We start from the raw sequence: 19431 nt of genomic DNA, 5'->3' as shown, positions 1-19431 counted from the left end.
GAATATATCTACATAGTGACCACAAAGAATCACAATACCAGCCATAACAACAAACCAAGGAATACGTTTATAATCACTATTCATTAATAGTAAAAATGGAAATACAAAGTTCATCGCTACCATACCAAAGAATGGTAGATTATAATCTTCAATACGTGTTACAAAATAAGTTACTTCTTCAGGTATATTTGAATACCAGATTAACATAAATTGAGAAAACCATAAGTAAGTCCAGAAAATACTAAAACCAAACATAAATTTAGCTAAATCATGTATATGACTATCATTTACATGTTCTAATAAACCTTTAGATTTTAAATAAATCGCAATCATAGCAATTACAGTAATACCACATACAAGCATACCAGCTAATAAATACCATCCAAATAAAGTACTAAACCAGTGTGGATCTACACTCATTATCCAATCCCAAGACATCATTGACTCCGTATAGATAAAGAATACTAGGAAAGCTGCAGAAATTCTGAAGTTCTTTTTAAAATATCTATTATCATTTACATCAGTATTATCTTGTGCAACAGAAAACTTTCTTGAAAAATGGCGATATGCATACCAACCTCCTAAGAAAATTAAACCTCTAATAAAAAACCAAGGTTTATTTAACCAGCCAGATTTTCCAGCTACTAAAGCATCATAATTATCATGACCTTCGGTAGTCATACCTTCTTTTAACCAGACAAACAAATGACTATCTGCAAGAAAAGCAATTGCTAATACAATTAAACCACCTGGAAGTACATAAGCTGTTATCCCTTCCATAACTCTAAACAGTACTGGTGACCAACCTGCTTGAGATGCATATTGAACAGCATAAAATGCTAATACACCCAATGCAATCATAAAGAAGAAAAAGGCAGCAACATATAATGCAGAATAGGGTCTGTTATGTATTTGGTGTAATACATGTTCTTCATGACTCATTCCATGATCTTCATCTGCATGTGACGCTCCATGCGCTTCTTCACCATGACTATCTTCTACATGTAAATCAGCTTCTGCATGAGAGTCCGTATGAGTGTCCTCAGCATGGGCATCTCCATGTCCATGATGTTCTTCGGCTAAACGCTCTGTAATGTTTGCTTCGGTATATCCTTGTGAGTCAAAGAATCCATAAGCTACACCAAGTGCGCCAAGTACTATCATAATAATAGCACCCATTTTCAATCGATTTGAAATTTTATATTCCATTTATATAATCTTTATCTAAATCTTATTTTTCTAAATCTGCCTTTAGTTTTTCAACATAAGCAACAACTTGCCAACGCTCTGTCTCATTCAATTGGTTAGCATAAGAACCCATCGTATTTTTACCGTAATAAATTACGTGGTAAATACTACCTGTTGTAATTGCTCTACCAGCATCATCATAACTAGGAACACCTAATATTTTTTCACGCTGTACCAATTTCCCTTTTCCATCACCTTTAGTACCATGACAAATACCACAATAAATATCATATAATATCTTACCTTCCGTGTAATCAATTTTGGAAGTGTCTAATGGATTTTTAAGATTTTCTTTCGCAAACGCAAAGCCTTCATTTGTGTTTTCAATCTCGAAAGGCATAAAATCACCTCTTGGAATTGAACCTTCAGCAGGCAATTGTCCTTCTACTCCATTAGCAAAGGCATCAGATTCTTGATACGCTTCATATCCAACTGGTTCATACATATTTGGCATAAACTGATAGTTTGGTCTAGAGTTCTTTTGGCAAGACACAAGTCCAACTAATAGTACTAATACTACGATATATTTTAAGGATGTCTTCATATTAATGTGCATCTTCATCTTTATCAACAATATTTATCTCAACAGCTCCTGTTTCTTTTAACAATGCACTTAATGAGTCTTCATTATCATGCACAGCAATTTCCATTAAGAAATGATCATCTGTTGTTCTTGGATCTGGATTCTCTGCTTTTTTAAACGGCCACATTCTACTTCTTAAGTAAAAGGTAATTACCATTAAATGAGCTGCAAAAAATACCGTAAGTTCAAACATAATAGGAACAAATGCTGGCATATTTTCTAAATAACTAAAACTTGGTTTACCACCAATATCTTGTGGCCAATCTTTAATCATTATAAAATTCATCATTACAATAGAAACTGCAAGACCTACACAACCATACATAAATGATGTAATAGCGATACGAGTTGGAGCAAGTCCCATTGCCTTGTCTAGTCCATGGACCGGAAAAGGTGTATATATTTCTTCAATGTGATGCTTTTCTGCCTTAACCTTTTTAACGGCAGACATTAACACATCATCATCTGTATAAATAGCATGAATTACTTTTGAAGCTTCCATAGACTATATTAGTTGTTTAATAAATTTTTAGCTTGTCCTGACCAATCATCACGTTCTGCTCTTCCAGGGAAAGAACCAGTAATTGAATCTAACAAGTCGTATTCTTTTTTAGTCATCTTACTCACCTGAAGGAAAGAATAAATACCTATACTATTAAGTACCTCTTCCATCTTTGGTCCAATACCATTTATAATTTTTAAGTCATCAGCAGATTGTGTTGCTGAATCAAAAGCGCCTATAGATCCTAAAAGATCATTGACCTTACCCGAATTATCTTCAGTTGTTGATGTTTCTATTTTCTTTGGCGACACATCGTTTGCAATTAAACTTGATGTTCTTGCATCTGCACCTGTACCTACTAAACTATCACCACGTTCTCTAATATTCTTATAACGTTCACCAGATGACTTTAAAATTGTTTTAACCTCTGCTTGTGCAATTACTGGGAATGTACGTGCATACAATAAGAATAACACAAAGAAGAAACCTATCGTTCCGATAAAGATTCCGATATCAACAAATGTTGGAGAGAACATAGACCATGATGATGGTAAATAATCTCTATGTAATGATGTTACGATAATTACGAAACGCTCAAACCACATACCAATATTCACAACAATTGAAATAAAGAAAGAGAACATAATACTCGTTCTTAATTTTTTGAACCACATAAATTGCGGAGAGAACACGTTACAACACATCATAGACCAATAAGCCCACCAGTAAGGTCCTGTCGCTCTGTTTAAGAAGGCGTATTGTTCGTACTCAACACCAGAATACCATGCTATAAATAACTCTGTAATATATGCCACACCTACAATAGAACCTGTAATCATAATTACAATGTTCATTAGTTCGATATGCTGTACTGTAATATAATCTTCAAGGTTACACACTTTTCTCATAATAATAAGAAGTGTATTTACCATGGCAAATCCTGAGAAAACTGCACCTGCAACAAAATAAGGTGGAAAAATAGTTGTATGCCAACCTGGTATAACCGATGTTGCGAAATCAAATGATACAATTGTATGTACAGAAAGTACTAAAGGTGTCGCTAAACCAGCAAGTACTAAAGACACTTCTTCAAAACGTTGCCAATCCTTTGCTCTACCAGACCAACCAAAACTTAATAATGAATAAATTTTCTTTTGGAATGGTTTAACAGCTCTATCTCTAATCATTGCAAAATCTGGCAATAAACCTGTCCACCAGAATACTAATGATACAGATAAATACGTAGAAATCGCAAATACATCCCAAAGTAGAGGTGAGTTAAAGTTTACCCATAACGAACCGAATTGATTAGGAATTGGTAATACCCAATATGCTAACCATGGACGACCCATGTGAATAATTGGGAATAAACCTGCTTGCACTACTGAAAATATTGTCATGGCTTCCGCAGAACGGTTAATTGCCATTCTCCATTTTTGACGGAAGAGTAAAAGTACTGCAGAAATCAGAGTTCCTGCGTGACCAATACCAACCCACCAAACGAAGTTAGTAATATCCCAAGCCCAGTTTACGGTCTTATTAAGACCCCAAACTCCAATACCAGTTGAAATGGTATAAATAATACAACCTATTCCCCAAAGGAATGCGACCAATGCAATGCTGAAAACAATCCACCATGCTCTGTTGGCTTTACCTTCTACAGGTCTAGCTACATCAACAGTAACATCGTGATACGATTTTTCTCCGGTTACTAAAGGTCTTCTAATAGGTGCTTCGTAATGAGACGCCATAATTATATACTTGTTTCTTTAATTTATTATGCTTTTGATGTGTTTCTCACTTTTGTCTGGTAAATCACGTTAGGTTTTGTTCCAACGCTTTCTAACAAGTGATACATACGATCATCTTCTTTTAATTCTGCAATCTTACTGTGCTTGTCATTAACATCACCGAATACCATTGCTCCGTTTCCACATGCTGCAGAACAAGCTGTTTGGAATTCCCCATCTTTAACCTCTCTACCATCACGCTTAGCATCTAGAATTGTTTTTTGTGTTTTTTGAATACACATAGAACACTTTTCCATCACACCACGAGAACGTACTACAACATCTGGATTTAATACCATACGTCCTAAATCATCATTCATGTAGTAATCAAACTCATCATTCTGACTATATAAGAACCAGTTAAAACGACGTACTTTATAAGGACAGTTGTTTGCACAATATCTAGTACCTACACAACGGTTATAAGCCATCTGGTTTTGACCTTGGCGACCATGTACTGTCGCTGCAACAGGACAAACCGTTTCACAGGGTGCATGATTACAATGCTGACACATTACAGGCTGAAAAGCTACTTGAGGATTATCAGCAGGACTTTCCATCTCACCAAACTCACTCAATGAGCTATTTAAACCTGAAATATTATGCTTCTTTTCGTTATCTCCTTCAAATGAATCTTCAGACGAATAGTATCTATCAATACGCAACCAGTGCATATCTCTACTTCGTCTTACTTCAGCCTTACCAACTACTGGAACATTGTTTTCAGCGTGACATGCAATTACACATGCACCACAACCTGTACAAGCGTTTAAGTCAATAGATAAATTGAAGTGATGACCAACTGAACGATCAAATGAATCCCATAAATCTACTTCAGGCTCAGTAACTTTAACAGGATTATGATTTAAAGACACTACAGGAACTTTATTCCAGCCATGCTCTTTATCTTCTCTATTGTATGTGTTAAATATCTCTAAATTAGTTTCTTTAATGATATCTCCACGCCCCATTAAAGTATTATGCAACTGCGTACAAGCAAACTCATGATCACCTGTAGTCTTGGTAATCGTTACATCTTGAGCTCTATTAAAGTTCTGATATAATGGATAAGCATTAACACCTGTTTGCATTTCAGGTTTTAAACCTGCTGTTCTACCATAACCAAATGATAAACCTACAGAACCTTTAGCTTGTCCTGGCTGAATAATAACTGGCACGTTAGAAATCGTAGCATCATTTACTGTAACATCAACATAACTACCATTCAATCCTCCATTAGCAACATTCCAATTTTTCAACTCTAGTCTATCAGCATCTGCCTGAGAAATAGTTAAGTAATTGTCCCATGTTGTTCTTGTGATAGGATCTGGAAATTCTTGTAACCAAGGATTATTTGCTTGTTGACCATCACCCATACCTGTTTTGGTATATAATGATAATTCCATAGCACCACCTCTAGCAGAACTTACTAAAGCTCTAGCTGCATTGCCACTTGGAGTTTCAATAGCGTTTTCTTCATTTGTTTCTGATGAAGGTTCTACTAAAATCTCAGCATCTAATGTTGTAGAAACAAATACGCCATCCTGAACCGCTTTATTGTAAGAAGCTCCATTAAGAATATCTGCAGTCCAAACTGACTTTAAATAATCTCTGTACGAAGAACTATTTTCATTCCAAGCTAATAATACGTCTTGAAACTGCTTTGTATCAAATAACGGACGAATTGTTGGTTGCATCATTGAATAATGACCAGTTTTCATCTCTACATCTCCCCAAGATTCTAAATAGTGAGGTGTTGCTGCTATATATTGACAATTTGTTGATGTCTCATCTTGTTTCATTGAGAACGCAACCGATAAATCTGTTTGCTTTAAACCTTTAGCAAAATCTGAAGTATTTGGCAATGTGTACATTGGATTAACCCCATTCATAATGATGGCACCAACTTTACCTGCATTCATATCAGAAACTAATTGCATTACAGCTTTATCGTTTCCTTGTCTTGTTTTTATTGTTGTCTTAGGATCAAATGCTTTACTATTTAAGTAAGTATTTATTTCTAATACTACAGTCTGAGCATTAACATCTTGAATACCTGTAACTACTACAGCATTACTTCCTGCTAAACTCAATTCTTTAGCAGCTGCTTTAACTGCTACGTCTAATCCTTCTGGAAGTTTAGTTCCACCAGCAGAATTCCCTGTAACCTCACTATACAATTTAGCTAAAGCTAATTTTTGCTGAGTTGGTGTTAGTGGCACACGCTTGTCTGCATTTGCACCAGATAATGACATATTAGATTCAAACTGAATATGTCTAGACATCTTACCATGATCTGGAATACGCTTTGCAGCATAACCAGAATCAAAACCTCCGCCTTGCCAATCTCCCAAGAAATCAGCTCCAACAGAAACAATAGTCTTTGCTTTAGAGAAATCGTAATTAGCCATTCCTCTTGTTCCATACTTCGCTTCGTAAGCATCTAATGCTGCAGATTCTGAAATAGCATCATAAGCCACATGACTTACATTACCATATTTAGATTTAAAATCTGCAATTAATTTATTTGTAGATGGACTTGGTAATGATTGTGTTAAAAACACTATAGCTTTTCCATCGCTAAGTCCATTTAATTTTGAAGTCGTCTCAGACATAAAAGTCTCCCAAGAAATAGCAGTCTCACCTTTCATTGGTGACTTAACTCTTAGGTTATCATACAATCCTAAAACTGAAGCATTAACTCTAGCATTTGCGATACCTTTGGTAGCAGCGTCAGTGTTATTTTCAATTTTAATAGGCCTTCCTTCCCTTGTCTTTACTAAAACACTAGCAAAATCATAACCGTTTGCAATTGTTGTTGCATAATAGTTGGCCACACCAGGAATAATCTCGTTTGGTTGTACTACGTAAGGAATTGATTTAATTACAGGTCCTTCACAAGCTGCTAAAGAAGCTGCAGCTGTACTAAAACCAACGTATTTTAAGAAATCACGACGCGAGGTAGATGAAGACTCTAAAGCTTCTTTGTCTCCTAAAAACTCATCTGTTGGAATCTCTTCCACAAACTCATTTTGTTGTAGCGCCTCAACAATAGAACTATTTTCGTTTAGTTCTTCAACACTTTTCCAGTATTTCTTGTTTGATGACATATAATTATGAATTACTTCTTATTTAATTTAATAATGACACTTACCACATTCTAACCCGCCCATTTGCGCCACAGTTAACTGATCAACACCATACTTTTTAGATAACTCTTCATGTATCTTAGTATAGTAATCGTTGTCTTTAACTTTTACATTTGTTTCTCTATGACAGTTAATACACCAACCCATTGTTAATGGCGCGTGTTGATACATTACTTCCATTTCTTCAACTGGACCATGACATGTTTGACATTCAACACCTCCAACCATAACATGTTGTGAGTGATTAAAATAAGCAAAGTCTGGCAAGTTGTGAATACGTATCCATTTTACAGGTTGAGATTCTCCAGTATAACCAGTTCCGTCCCATCCTACTGCTTCATATAATTTCTGAATTTCAGCATCGTAATCTACACCATATTCTTTTCCTTCTGCCAAAGTTTCTGGAGCCACTTCTGAAATTGATTTGTGACAATTCATACATACATTTAATGGAGGTATTCCCGAATGTTTACTAACTCTTGCAGAAGAGTGACAGTATTTACAATCGATACCATTATCACCAGCATGTATTCTATGCGAATAATGAATTGGCTGTACTGGCTCGTATCCTTGATCAACTCCAACTTGCATAAAATAACCATACACAAAATAACCACTTGCTAACAAGAAGAATATTGCTGTTACTAATACTAAGAATTGATTTTGAACAAAAGCTTTCCATATAGGTGTGCTTTTTGCATCTGAAATAGCTTCAATACCTTTAGCCTCAGCAAAACGATTTAATGTACGCTTCACTAAAATCAGTGCCATTGCTAACAAACCAAATAAGACTGCTAATGCACCAAGAATTAAATTATTTGAAACTCCACCTGATGCTTGATCAGCTACTTCTGCCCCAGGAACAGGTGCTGGTGGCACAGGTTTTGGTAAAGCAGTATAAGCTAAAATATCTGAAATATCTTGATCCGTAAAACCCGGATAAGGTGTCATTGCAACTCCATTATACCCCTTGAAAATTTTATTAGCATAAGCATCACCAGACTTAATCAATGCTGAACTGTTACGAATCCAAGCACTAAGCCAAGCTTTATCTAAACCTTGCTCATCAGCTAGTCTTGCTTCTATATTACGCAATGCAGGACCAGTCATTGGCTTATCTAGCTTATGACAAGCAGCACAGTTAGCATTATAAAGTGCTTTTCCGTTTACTGGGTCACCTTCTTGAGCTGTAAGTGAGGTTGAAAACGTAAGTAATAAAATAAAACCGAGATGAAGAATCTTTGAGGTTAAATTACGGTAGATCACCTGTTTCATATTGTTAGTTGAATTATCTTCTAAACTTTGGTACGATTTTTTCATTCAAATGTAGACAAAGATGTTTATAAAAACTCACGCAAAAGTAATATTTAAAGTCGATTTTGGAAATGTTAGCGAACTGTTAATGCTTAATTTATACCAATTCTAAATAACATTTTTTAACCATTTGCGTTGAATATAATATCTTTGCATTTTAAATACAGAATTATGACATTTAAAACCAAATATTTAAGTATTGCTATTTTACTATTAGCGATTTCCCTTACAGCAAATGCGCAAGAAGGTAAGGTTAACGTTAGCCAAGATAATGATATTGACAAGTTATTAGAATACAAGAAGGATATTAAAACTACAAAGGTTTATAGAATCCAGGTATTTGACACTACAGATCCTGATAAGGCACAACGCGAAAAATCTAATTTTTTAAATTCTTATAGCCAATGGCCTGTAGAAATTGTTTGGAACACTCCAAATTATAAGGTTTGGGTAGGTAATTTTGCGACACAATTAGAAGTTGACAGAGCTCTGAAAAAAATTAAAAAGAAATATATGAATGCTTTCCCTTTTCAGCCTAAGTTAGATAAAAAATAAGCTCTTTAGGATTGTTTTAGTTTTCTTCTCAACGCATTTATTAGTCGAGGAATAAAAGGTCTTCCTTTTACAAAAGATCTCCTCTTATCTTTATTGTAATCTTCATAATTACATATTACTAATTCCTCTGGGATTTTGGTAAAACTATTATTAGAACCATGCATGCTATAATTGCAAATTGCATAGTTTTTATTCTCTTTGTTTCCAATGTTGAAGAATGGCGAGGAATCATTAAATGTTCTCACAGAGATATCACAATTATCTACGATATACATTTCTATGGCGAATAGCAAATAGTTATCCTTTATGTCTCCAAGTAAAGCTTTAAATTTATTGCTTGAATGAAACTTAGAATTATTAATCGAGTAATTCCTATCATTAGTGCAATAAAAAACAGAGTTATATTCGAAACGACTTAACTTTCTTAACATTGTTTCTTCACTCATACTGTCGTTCAATTTTTTATTTAAACGATCACCTCGTCTTAGGTGCACTCCAATTATTGGTTTTTCTAAACTATTCAATATTTGATCACCAATATCTTTAATGTGCTTTGGAGCTGCAACCAATGGCACTACAAATTTAACACCAACACCATGATATAATTTAGCCTTACTAAAAACATCATAGGTGTTTTTTAGGTTCCAAAAATTATCGTCTTGCAGATTTCTAATCACTAAAGTTTGAGGCGTATCATAATCGAACGGACTATTTTCAATATTTAAAATTTCGTTGGAGTCAATATTCTTTTCTATGTCTAAAAATTTTTCTTCGAGAATATGTTCAACATCGATGTTTTCCAAACTTATATATTCATCAATCAAATAACTTTCTAGAAGTTCTCCATTATTATGTTGTGAACCAAGTCGAAACCTAGGAACAACAGCTGTTCTATTACTCAACTTTGCTTCAGCCAATAAAATCATTAAACAAGAGCGACGGTCTAATAGACCTTCTCCAAATTTTTTAGATGCTTTGTAATAAAGATATCTCATTGATCAACTTTAAATTATCAGGTTCTAAATCTAACAAAAAAAGCGACCAAATGGTCGCTTTTTTATTTCTACAGTTGTTATTATTTCAACTTTTTCTTCACTTCTACTTCTTGGAATGCCTCTATAACATCTCCTATTATAATATCGTTGAAGCCTTTAATTTGCATACCACAATCGTAGCCTTTTGCAACTTCTTTAACATCATCTTTAAATCGTTTTAAAGCTTCTAAAGCACCTGTATGAACTACTACACCATCTCTAATGATTCTAATTCCAGAATTTCTAAAGATTTTACCATTCATTACCATACAACCAGCAATGTTTCCAATTTTAGAGACTTTAAATATTTCTCTAATTTCTGCAGTACCTGTAACTTCTTCTTTAACCTCTGGAGATAACATACCTTCCATAGCGTCTTTAAGATCGTTAATTGCTGCATATATAATAGAATACGTTCTGATATCAATCTCTTCTTTATCAGCAATCATTCTTGCATTTCCGACTGGTCGTACATTAAATCCGACAATAATCGCATCAGAAGCTGTTGCTAATAATACATCACTTTCTGTAATTGCACCAACACCTTTATGTATAATATTAACCTGAATTTCTTCTGTAGATAATTTCTGGAATGAATCAGTTAATGCTTCAACAGAACCATCCACATCACCTTTAAGTATAATATTCAACTCTTGGAAATCACCAAGTGCAATACGTCTTCCGATTTCATCAAGTGTAATATGACGTTGTGTTCTTACAGATTGCTCACGTTGTAATTGTGTACGCTTAGTTGCAATTTGTTTCGCCTCACGTTCATCTTCAAATACATTGAATTTATCACCTGCTTGAGGTGCGCCATCTAAACCAAGGATAGATACTGGAGTTGCAGGACCTGCCTCTTTCACATCATGTCCTCTCTCATCTTGCATCGCTTTTACCTTACCACTATTCTTTCCTGCTAAGACATAATCTCCAACTTTTAGAGTACCTGCTTGTACTAAGATAGTAGATACATAACCTCTACCTTTATCTAGATAAGCTTCTACTACTGTTCCTATTGCAGGTTTATTAGGATTAGCTTTTAATTCTAAAAGTTCTGCTTCGAGTAATACTTTTTCGAGTAATTCTTTTACACCTGTTCCCATCTTAGCAGAGATATCATGAGATTGAATTTTCCCTCCCCAATCTTCTACTAAAAGGTTCATTTGCGCTAATCCTTCTTTTACTTTTTCAGGATTAGCATCTGGCTTATCAATTTTATTTATTGCAAAAACGATTGGTACTCCAGCCGCTTGTGCATGAGAAATTGCTTCTTTAGTTTGTGGCATTATAGCATCATCTGCAGCAACCACAATAATTGCAATATCAGTAACTTGAGCACCACGAGCACGCATCGCTGTAAAGGCTTCGTGACCTGGTGTATCTAAGAATGCTATTTTTTGTCCATTTTCTAATTCTACTCCATAAGCCCCAATGTGCTGTGTAATTCCACCTGATTCTCCTGCAATAACGTTTTCTTCACGTATATAATCTAATAAAGATGTTTTACCATGATCTACGTGACCCATTACTGTTACAATTGGCGCACGTGGTAGTAAATCTTTTGGATCATCGATAACTTCTTCAATAGACTCTTCTATATCTGAAGTCACAAATTCTACTCCATAACCAAACTCTTCTGCAACAATAGTTAAGGTTTCTGCATCAAGTCTTTGATTCATCGTTACCATCATACCCAATGACATACATGCCGAAATAACTTGCGTTACTCCAACCTCCATCATTGTAGCAATCTCACTAACGGTTACAAACTCAGTAACTTTTATAGTTTTACTTTCTGCTGCTGCAATTTCTTGATCAATTTCAGTCTGTTCTCTGTGTTGATCTCTCTTATCTCTTCTGTATTTAGCCCCTTTTCCTTTATTAGATTTACCTTGTAGTTTTTCAAGTGTTTCTCTAATTTGTTTCTTTACATCTTCTTCAGTAGGCTCTTCCTTAACCACTTTTGGTCTAGAGTTACCTCCTCTTCCTTTTTGACCACCTCTTCTATTATCGAAGTTTGGTTTTCCTCCAGGTGCATTTCCGCCTTTACTAATACGACGTCTTTTGCGCTTATTAGCATCTCCTGCAGCAGCTGGTTTATCTTCTTTCTTTTTCTTAGGCTTATTAAACTGAGAAAGGTCAATTTTCTTTCCTGTCGTTGTTGGACCAGAAAGTTTTTTATATTGTGTTTTTAAAGTTTCTTCAACTGGTTCTACCACTGCCTCAGCAGTTTTTTCAGTTGATTCTTCTTTTTTAACTTCTTTTTTTGGTTCTTCTTTAGCTTCGACTTTTTCTACCTTCTTAGTTTCTGCTTTTGGTTTTGAAACTTCTTTCTTAGGCTCTTCAATCTTATCCTTAGCCTTAGGTTTAACCTCTATCTTAGGCTCTTCCTTAACCTCAGCAACTTTAGGTTCTTCTTTCTTCTCGGCTTTAGGCTTTTTATCTAAGTCGATTTTACCAACTTGCTTTGGCCCACTTAAGTCGGCTTTAGCCTTAACTACAGTAGCTTCTTTTACAACTTCCTCTTTCTTTTGCTTTTCCTCAATTTCGCGTTCACGTTTTTCGCGAAGCTCCTCTTTTTCTTTGAGTTTAGCCTCACTAACTTCTTGAGCTTTTTCACGCTTAGTTGCATCTGTCTGAAATTCATCAGAAAGCGTATCATAAACCTCTTGCGAAATTTTGGTATTTGGACTTTTCTCAATCTCTACACCCTTGGATTCTAAAAAATCCACAGCGCGATCAATAGAGATGTTTAACTCCCTTAATACCTTATTTAATCTTGTTTGAGCCATAAATGCCTGTAATATAACTTAAATATATAGTATACCTATTCAACTTCAAAATGTCAGTATAACATTTTTGAAAATTTAAGATGGTATTATTCTTCAAATTCTTCACGTAGAATTCTAATCACTTCTACGATAGTCTCTTCTTCTAAATCTGTACGTTTTACCAAATCAACAACATCTTGTTCTAAAATACTTTTTGCAGTATCTAAACCAGCTTTGCTAAATTCAGCAATAATCCATCCTTCAATTTCATCAGAGAATTCTTTTAATTCTACATCTTCTTCTGCACCTTCTCTAAACACATCAATCTCATAACCTGTTAACTGACCAGCCAAACGAATGTTGTGACCGCCTCTACCAATAGCTTTAGAAACCTCTTCTGGTTTTAACAATACCTCAGCACGCATGTTCTCTTCATCTAATTTTAAAGAAGTTACTCTTGCCGGACTTAATGCTCTTGTTACAAACAATTGAATGTTGTTTGTATAATTGATAACATCAATATTTTCATTTCCTAACTCACGTACAATCCCATGAATTCTTGATCCTTTCATACCAACACAAGCTCCAACTGGGTCAATTCTATCATCATAAGAATCTACTGCCACCTTCGCTTTTTCGCCTGGAATACGAACCACTTTTTTAACTGTAATTAAACCGTCGAATACTTCTGGAATTTCCTGCTCAAATAATTTTTCTAAGAACGTTGGTGATGTTCTAGACATTACTATCGCTGGCTTGCTTCCTTTTAATTCTACACTTTCAATAATACCTCTTACGTTTTCTCCCTTTCTGAAGAAATCTGAAGGAATTTGCTTATCCTTTGGAAGAATAATTTCGTTACCATCATCATCTAACAAAATAATTGCTCTGTGACGAATGTGATGTACCTCTGCTGTGTATATTTCTCCTTCGAGCTCTTTAAAGTGCTTGTATATATTAGTGTTATCGTGTTCGTGAATCTTAGAAATCAAGTTTTGTCTTAATGCTAAGATTGAACGTCTTCCAAGGTCAATCAACTTCACTTCTTCAGCAACATCTTCTCCAACTTCAAAATCTGGCTCTATTTTCTGAGCTTCAGATAATTCAATTTCCTGATTTGGTTCTTCTACCTCTCCATCTGCAACAACAATACGATTTCTCCAAATTTCTAAATCCCCTTTATCTGGATTTATAATGATATCAAAATTATCGTCATCGCCATATTTCTTCTTCAATGCATTACGTAATACATCTTCAAGAATCGCCATCAGCGTAACTCTATCTATTAATTTGTCGTCTTTAAATTCTGAAAATGATTCAATTAACGCTACATTTTCCATAATTGATATGAATTAAAATTTTATTTTAACTTTTGCTTCTTTAATATTTTCAAACGTAACATTGGCCTCTTTGGTTACTGTTACTTTTCCTTTTCCAACAGGTTTTGGCTCTCTAGTTTTCCACTTTAAAACCACACCTTGGTCGTTTACATCTATTAGTTCTCCTTCTAAATCCTGACTATCTAAAGTTATAATTTCTAAGTTTCTACCAACATGTTTTTTGTATTGTCTTGGTAAAGTTAATGGTGTTGCTGCGCCAGATGACAATACTTCTAGAGAAAAGTCGTGCTCATCTCTATCTATATTATGCTCAATAGCTCTACTAATGAACATACAATCTTCTACCAAGACTCCATTATCACCATCTATTACAATCTTAATTGCATTATCTCCAGACAAGACAAAATCTATTAAGAATAGATTTTGTCTTTCGTTTAATGCATTTTGCAATAAGTCTTCTACTGTTTTTCGGAACATTTCTTGATATAAAAAGAGAGGACTTTTCGTCCTCTCGTGTATTCATTTTCGTAAACAACGGTGCAAATATACGATATTTATATTGATTTTTCAAAGCTTCATTATATGGATTTATTTTCTTAGATTTATAAGACTAACAAATATCAAAATCAATGAATAAAATACTAGTCCCTACAGATTTTTCAGAACAGGCAGAAAACGCCTTAAAAGTAGCTGCAATGCTAGCAAATAAGCATGATGCAGAAATTTATCTGCTACATATGATGGAAATTCCAATGCAACAAATAGATCCGGGAGCTGTACAAAGTGATATACCTGAAGCCTTATTCTTTATGAAATTGGCTCACAAAAAATTTGAAGATTTACTAGAAAGTGATTTTCTAGAAGGGCTCACTGTGCATGAAACTGTAAAAGCTGACATTACATTTAATGAGATTAAAGATGCTTGTAAAGAGTTTGATATTGACCTTATTGTTATGGGATCTCACGGAGCTTCGGGTTTAAAAGAAATGTTTGTTGGTTCTAATGCAGAAAAGGTAGTTCGTACTTCTGATGTCCCTGTTTTAGTTATAAAAAATGAACATAGCACATTCGATATTACTGATTTTGTATTTGCTTCAGACTTTAAAAATGACAATAAAGAAACTTACAAGCAAGCTGTAAAATTTGCTAAAGCAGTTAGTGCAAAAATTCATTTATTAATGGTAAATACAGCAAATAACTTCATTACAACACATGATGCAAATACTCGTGTCAACGATTTTATTGCTGGACAAACCTTTGAAAATTATACCATCACAATCCATAATGATACTACTGTAGAACAAGGTATCTTAAATTTCTCTAAAGATATTGATGCTGATCTTATTGGTATTAGCACACATGGACGACAAGGCATTGCTCACTTTTTTAATAGCAGTATTAGTGAAGACTTGGTTAATCATGCTAATAGACCAGTGATTACATTTAAGATTTAGAAACAATAACGTATAGAAATGAAAAAATCCTAATCAATTTTGATTAGGATTTTTTTTCTGGTTGGCCCACTAGGGATCGAACCTAGACTCTTTGGTACCAAAAACCAATGTGTTGCCAGTTACACCATAGGCCAATCTCTCAAAATGAGGATGCAAATTTATAACAAAGTTTCACTTGTACAAAAAAAATACAAGAAAATAATTGAAATTACTTAACGTTAACTTAAAAACGTAGGCTGTATCGTAATTATTAGTAAATTCGCCAGCATCAATAAGAATGGTTTTCATGACAGATTTTAACTTTAAAAAGTGGAATAATATTTTAGCATGGTTTGCTTTCGCTATAGCATTTACAGTGTATGCACTAACCATTGAACCAACCGTTAGTTTTTGGGATGCTGGAGAATATATTTTAACCTCATCTAAATTGCAAGTAGGACATCCGCCTGGAGCACCACTATTTCAGATGTTGGGAGCATTTTTCTCAATGTTTGCTTTAGAGCCGTCACAAATTGGTATGATAATGAATATGATGAGTGGAGTAGCAAGTGCTTTTACCATTCTGTTTATGTTTTGGACGATAAGCATTTTACTTGTGAAATTAGTTAATTACGAAAAAGATCCAAGTCCTAGTAAAGGATATGCTATATTAGGAAGTGCTTTAGTTGGTAGTTTAGCTTTTACATTTACAGATTCGTTTTGGTTTAACGCAGTAGAAACCGAAGTTTATGCCATGGCAACCCTTATAATGGCTGTGATGTTTTACCTCGCCTTACGCTGGGAACAAGACATGCATAAACCTAGAGGCAATAGATGGCTTATCCTTATTGCCTTTGTCATTGGCTTATCTTTTGGAGTTCACTTTATGGGTTTATTAACTATTCCTGCAATTGGTTTAATCTATTATTTTAAGAATTATAAAACAATTACTATAAAGAATTTTATAATTGCCAATGTAGCTTCAGCGGCAATTTTACTTTTTATCTTTAAACTTCTATTACCTTCAACCTTAAAACTCTTTGGTTATTTAGAAGTATTTTTTGTGAATTCAATTGGGCTACCTTTTAATTCAGGCACCATAATTACAGCTTTAATTGTTATTGGTCTATTCTATTTTGGTTTGAATTTTACTAGAAAAAAAGGAATGCTACATACCAATACTCTAGTACTTGCCCTTATGTTTATTTTTATTGGATTTTCATCTTGGATGATGCTTCCAATACGTGCAAATGCTCAAGTTATTATTAATGAAAATGACCCTTCTGATGCAAGAGAATTACTAGCTTATTATAATTTAGAACAATATCCTGAGACTCATTTATTCTATGGACCACAGTTTACTGAAATTTATTCTGGACAGGATGAAGATAAGCCATTTATAGATGACAAGAAGAATTACGAACGTGATGATGAACTAGGGAAGTACGTTATCATAAACGACTGGGAGAATAGTAAACAAAACTATAACCACGGACATGCTTCTATACTACCACGAATGTGGAGTAGCGAACATGCAGAAAACTACATGATGTTTACTGGTTTAATCGACTTTAAAGTCGATCCTAATCTACAAACTCGTGCTTATAAAGAAGCCCTTAATGCTGGTCTAGATGAAGAACAAGCTGGTCAATATTCTGTACAAGAAAAACGACGATTCGATCAAATTGTGAATGATTTTAGAATGCGTATAGCTCAAGGCGAGATAGATTATGAAGATTACGATCAGTTCTTGAGACGTTATGGACAGCAATATTTAGTCATAGAAAAGCCTTCGTTTGTAGACAATACCATGTACATGTTTCAATACCAGTTTGGCTATATGTATTGGCGTTATTTTATGTGGAACTTTACAGGACGACAAAATGATATTCAAGGAAAATATGATGATTTCAATGGAAATTGGATTTCTGGAATACAATTTATTGATGAACTTCATTTAGGCCTTTCTCAAGACAACTTACCTACAGATGTAGTAGATAATAAAGCGAGGAACACATACTATTTCTTACCATTATTACTAGGCTTAGCTGGATTCTTCTTTTTATTATACTCAGATATGAAACGCTTTTGGGTATTACTTGTGTTTTTCTTATTAACAGGCTTAGCTATTCAGTTTTATACTAACGTAAGACCTTTTGAACCTCGTGAAAGAGATTATTCTGTTGTAGGTTCGTTTTATGTATTTACTATTTGGATTGGTTTTGGTGTATATGCTATTTATGATCTTTTAAAATCTAATATAAAGTCAAAACTTTTAGCACCAGCAATTACATTAGCATGCATTATTATAGTGCCTGGTGTTTTAGCTGCTAATAACTGGGATGACCATGACCGTTCAGGAAAGCACACTGCAAACGCTATGGCTCGTAAGTATTTAGAGTCTTGTGCGCCAAACTCAATTCTGTTTACAATTGGAGATAATGACTCATTCCCATTGTGGTATTTACAAGAAATTGAAGGAGTCCGTACTGATGTGCGTGTGGTTAATACCAGTTTATTTCAAACCGATTGGTATATCGATCAAATGAAGCGTAAAGCCTATGAAAGTGACCCTATTCCGTCGCAATTAACTCATAAGCAATATCGAGGTGGAACTAGAGATGTTATTATTAGAAGAGAAATAACCAAGGACACTTTACCTCTTCAAAGTTTTATGGATTTTGTCGCTAGTGAAAAACCTAGTACAAAATTTAGATATGTAGTAGAAAAGCAAGGTGAAGATCCAAGACAATATCCTAGCCACTTATTAAACTCTAATTATTTTCCAACACGTAGTATAAGTATTCCTGTAAATAAAGATATGGTTCTAAAAAATGGGATCGTTAAACCAAAGGACGCTGATAAAATAGAGGACAATCTATATACAGAAATTGAAGGTAGTTATATTTACAAAAATCGACTCTTAATGTTAGATATTATTGCCAATAACAATTGGGAACGACCAATTTATTTTACTGGTGGAGCCTTTGGTGCTGAAGATTACGTATGGCTTAAGGATTATTTACAATTAGACGGTATGTGCTACAAATTAGTGCCTATAAAAACAGCTGTTGATAGAGCTAATCCTTATGATATGGGTCGAGTAGATCCCGATTTAATGTACGACATGGTTAAATCATGGGAATGGGGAGGAAGTGGAGAAAACATTTATCATGATATTGAAACTAGACGAAACGGAATTACATACAGAGGTAATTTAGCACGACTAATTGAGCAACTTATCAACGAAGACAAATTAGATAAGGCTGAAGAAGTTGCAGATATAGCTATGAAAAAAATGCCAGTGGATAAATTTGGATTTTACTCATTACTAGAGCCTTATGTAAGTGCCTATTACGAAATTGGCAACATAGAAAAGGGGAGAGCACTTTATAAAGATGTAGCTAATAAATATCAAGAAAATTTAATGTATTACAGCAGTCTTTCGTTAGAGAATCAAGAACGAAAAGTTGGAGAGGACATTTATTTAGATATTCAACGCTATAGAGCATTGATTGATATTTTAGTTATATATAATGATAAGGAATTTGCTTTAGAAGAAACTAAGAAATTTAATGGTTACTTAGGTCTTTTTGATAAATTAATGAATCGTTATAATAATGACGAATTACCTGAAGTTCCTGATGATATCGATTTACAATCAACTGTTAAGGATACTATTAAAAATATATCACCAGAAGATTAAATT

The 19431-nt window shown here is 34.3% G+C and carries 13 protein-coding genes and 1 tRNA gene; 3 read left to right on the top strand and 11 right to left on the bottom strand.

Features of this window, described 5'->3' with window-relative positions; translation table 11 throughout:
- The 6 genes from QZZ53_RS05005 to QZZ53_RS04980 form a co-directional block, all read right to left on the bottom strand.
- Positions 1–1209: quinol:cytochrome C oxidoreductase (locus QZZ53_RS05005; protein WP_296382158.1), on the bottom strand; the 1209-nt coding region annotated here is incomplete at its 3' end.
- Between the two features lie 22 nt (positions 1210–1231).
- Positions 1232–1792 carry a cytochrome c gene (locus tag QZZ53_RS05000; RefSeq protein WP_296382156.1) on the bottom strand — a complete coding sequence of 187 codons (561 nt, stop codon included), beginning with the start codon at positions 1790–1792 and terminating at the stop codon, positions 1232–1234.
- 1 nt (position 1793) lies between these two features.
- A complete protein-coding gene (locus QZZ53_RS04995) occupies positions 1794–2333 on the bottom strand; it encodes a DUF3341 domain-containing protein (protein ID WP_296382154.1) in 540 nt (179 codons plus the stop codon).
- 8 nt (positions 2334–2341) lie between these two features.
- Positions 2342–4084, bottom strand: coding sequence for an NrfD/PsrC family molybdoenzyme membrane anchor subunit (gene nrfD, locus QZZ53_RS04990; RefSeq protein WP_296382153.1), 1743 nt, complete (start codon positions 4082–4084; stop codon positions 2342–2344).
- Positions 4085–4110: 26 nt separating this feature from the next.
- Positions 4111–7233 carry a TAT-variant-translocated molybdopterin oxidoreductase gene (locus QZZ53_RS04985; protein ID WP_296382151.1) on the bottom strand — a complete coding sequence of 1041 codons (3123 nt, stop codon included), beginning with the start codon at positions 7231–7233 and terminating at the stop codon, positions 4111–4113.
- A 27-nt stretch (positions 7234–7260) separates the two neighbouring features.
- On the bottom strand, positions 7261–8547 hold the full coding sequence (locus tag QZZ53_RS04980) for a c-type cytochrome (RefSeq protein WP_296382149.1): 1287 nt from the start codon (positions 8545–8547) through the stop codon (positions 7261–7263).
- Between the two features lie 210 nt (positions 8548–8757).
- Between QZZ53_RS04980 and QZZ53_RS04975 the strand changes: the two genes are divergently transcribed.
- Positions 8758–9141, top strand: coding sequence for an SPOR domain-containing protein (locus tag QZZ53_RS04975; protein ID WP_296382147.1), 384 nt, complete (start codon positions 8758–8760; stop codon positions 9139–9141).
- 5 nt (positions 9142–9146) lie between these two features.
- On the opposite strand, the gene QZZ53_RS04970 is transcribed toward QZZ53_RS04975, so the two are convergent.
- The 4 genes from QZZ53_RS04970 to rimP all read right to left on the bottom strand — a co-directional run bounded on the left by QZZ53_RS04970 (position 9147) and on the right by rimP (position 14766).
- The gene (locus tag QZZ53_RS04970) at positions 9147–10136 is read right to left on the bottom strand and encodes a hypothetical protein (protein ID WP_296382145.1); all 990 of its coding nucleotides are present in this window, start codon (positions 10134–10136) and stop codon (positions 9147–9149) included.
- 80 nt (positions 10137–10216) lie between these two features.
- Complete coding sequence (gene infB, locus QZZ53_RS04965) at positions 10217–12970, bottom strand: translation initiation factor IF-2 (protein WP_296382143.1); 2754 nt, start codon at positions 12968–12970, stop codon at positions 10217–10219.
- Positions 12971–13056: 86 nt separating this feature from the next.
- On the bottom strand, positions 13057–14289 hold the full coding sequence (gene nusA, locus QZZ53_RS04960) for a transcription termination factor NusA (protein WP_296382141.1): 1233 nt from the start codon (positions 14287–14289) through the stop codon (positions 13057–13059).
- Positions 14290–14301: 12 nt separating this feature from the next.
- Positions 14302–14766: a ribosome assembly cofactor RimP gene (rimP, locus tag QZZ53_RS04955; RefSeq protein WP_296382139.1), complete on the bottom strand. Its 465-nt coding sequence runs from the start codon at positions 14764–14766 to the stop codon at positions 14302–14304.
- Between the two features lie 152 nt (positions 14767–14918).
- On the opposite strand from rimP, the gene QZZ53_RS04950 reads away from it, so the two are divergent.
- Positions 14919–15743, top strand: a complete 825-nt coding sequence (locus tag QZZ53_RS04950) for a universal stress protein (RefSeq protein ID WP_296382136.1) — start codon at positions 14919–14921, stop codon at positions 15741–15743.
- A 58-nt stretch (positions 15744–15801) separates the two neighbouring features.
- Here the strand turns inward: QZZ53_RS04950 and QZZ53_RS04945 are convergent.
- Positions 15802–15877 (bottom strand) — tRNA-Gln (locus tag QZZ53_RS04945).
- Positions 15878–16029: 152 nt separating this feature from the next.
- On the opposite strand from QZZ53_RS04945, the gene QZZ53_RS04940 reads away from it, so the two are divergent.
- Positions 16030–19428: a DUF2723 domain-containing protein gene (locus QZZ53_RS04940; RefSeq protein WP_296382134.1), complete on the top strand. Its 3399-nt coding sequence runs from the start codon at positions 16030–16032 to the stop codon at positions 19426–19428.
- Positions 19429–19431 lie beyond the last annotated feature (3 nt).

This window comes from Winogradskyella sp., from assembly GCF_016744625.1.
Lineage (GTDB): Bacteria > Bacteroidota > Bacteroidia > Flavobacteriales > Flavobacteriaceae > Winogradskyella.
This window is presented reverse-complemented; position numbering and strand designations above follow the sequence as displayed.

Bases quoted from the DNA above. Each gene is read 5' to 3' on its own strand.
- QZZ53_RS04985 (WP_296382151.1), bottom strand. From the start codon at position 7,233: ATGTCATCAAACAAGAAATACTGGAAAAGTGTTGAAGAACTAAACGAA.
- QZZ53_RS04940 (WP_296382134.1), top strand. From the start codon at position 16,030: ATGACAGATTTTAACTTTAAAAAGTGGAATAATATTTTAGCATGGTTT.
- nrfD (WP_296382153.1), bottom strand. From the start codon at position 4,084: ATGGCGTCTCATTACGAAGCACCTATTAGAAGACCTTTAGTAACCGGA.
- rimP (WP_296382139.1), bottom strand. From the start codon at position 14,766: ATGTTCCGAAAAACAGTAGAAGACTTATTGCAAAATGCATTAAACGAA.
- QZZ53_RS04975 (WP_296382147.1), top strand. From the start codon at position 8,758: ATGACATTTAAAACCAAATATTTAAGTATTGCTATTTTACTATTAGCG.
- QZZ53_RS04995 (WP_296382154.1), bottom strand. From the start codon at position 2,333: ATGGAAGCTTCAAAAGTAATTCATGCTATTTATACAGATGATGATGTG.
- QZZ53_RS04980 (WP_296382149.1), bottom strand. From the start codon at position 8,547: ATGAAACAGGTGATCTACCGTAATTTAACCTCAAAGATTCTTCATCTC.
- infB (WP_296382143.1), bottom strand. From the start codon at position 12,970: ATGGCTCAAACAAGATTAAATAAGGTATTAAGGGAGTTAAACATCTCT.
- QZZ53_RS04970 (WP_296382145.1), bottom strand. From the start codon at position 10,136: ATGAGATATCTTTATTACAAAGCATCTAAAAAATTTGGAGAAGGTCTA.
- QZZ53_RS04950 (WP_296382136.1), top strand. From the start codon at position 14,919: ATGAATAAAATACTAGTCCCTACAGATTTTTCAGAACAGGCAGAAAAC.
- nusA (WP_296382141.1), bottom strand. From the start codon at position 14,289: ATGGAAAATGTAGCGTTAATTGAATCATTTTCAGAATTTAAAGACGAC.
- QZZ53_RS05000 (WP_296382156.1), bottom strand. From the start codon at position 1,792: ATGAAGACATCCTTAAAATATATCGTAGTATTAGTACTATTAGTTGGA.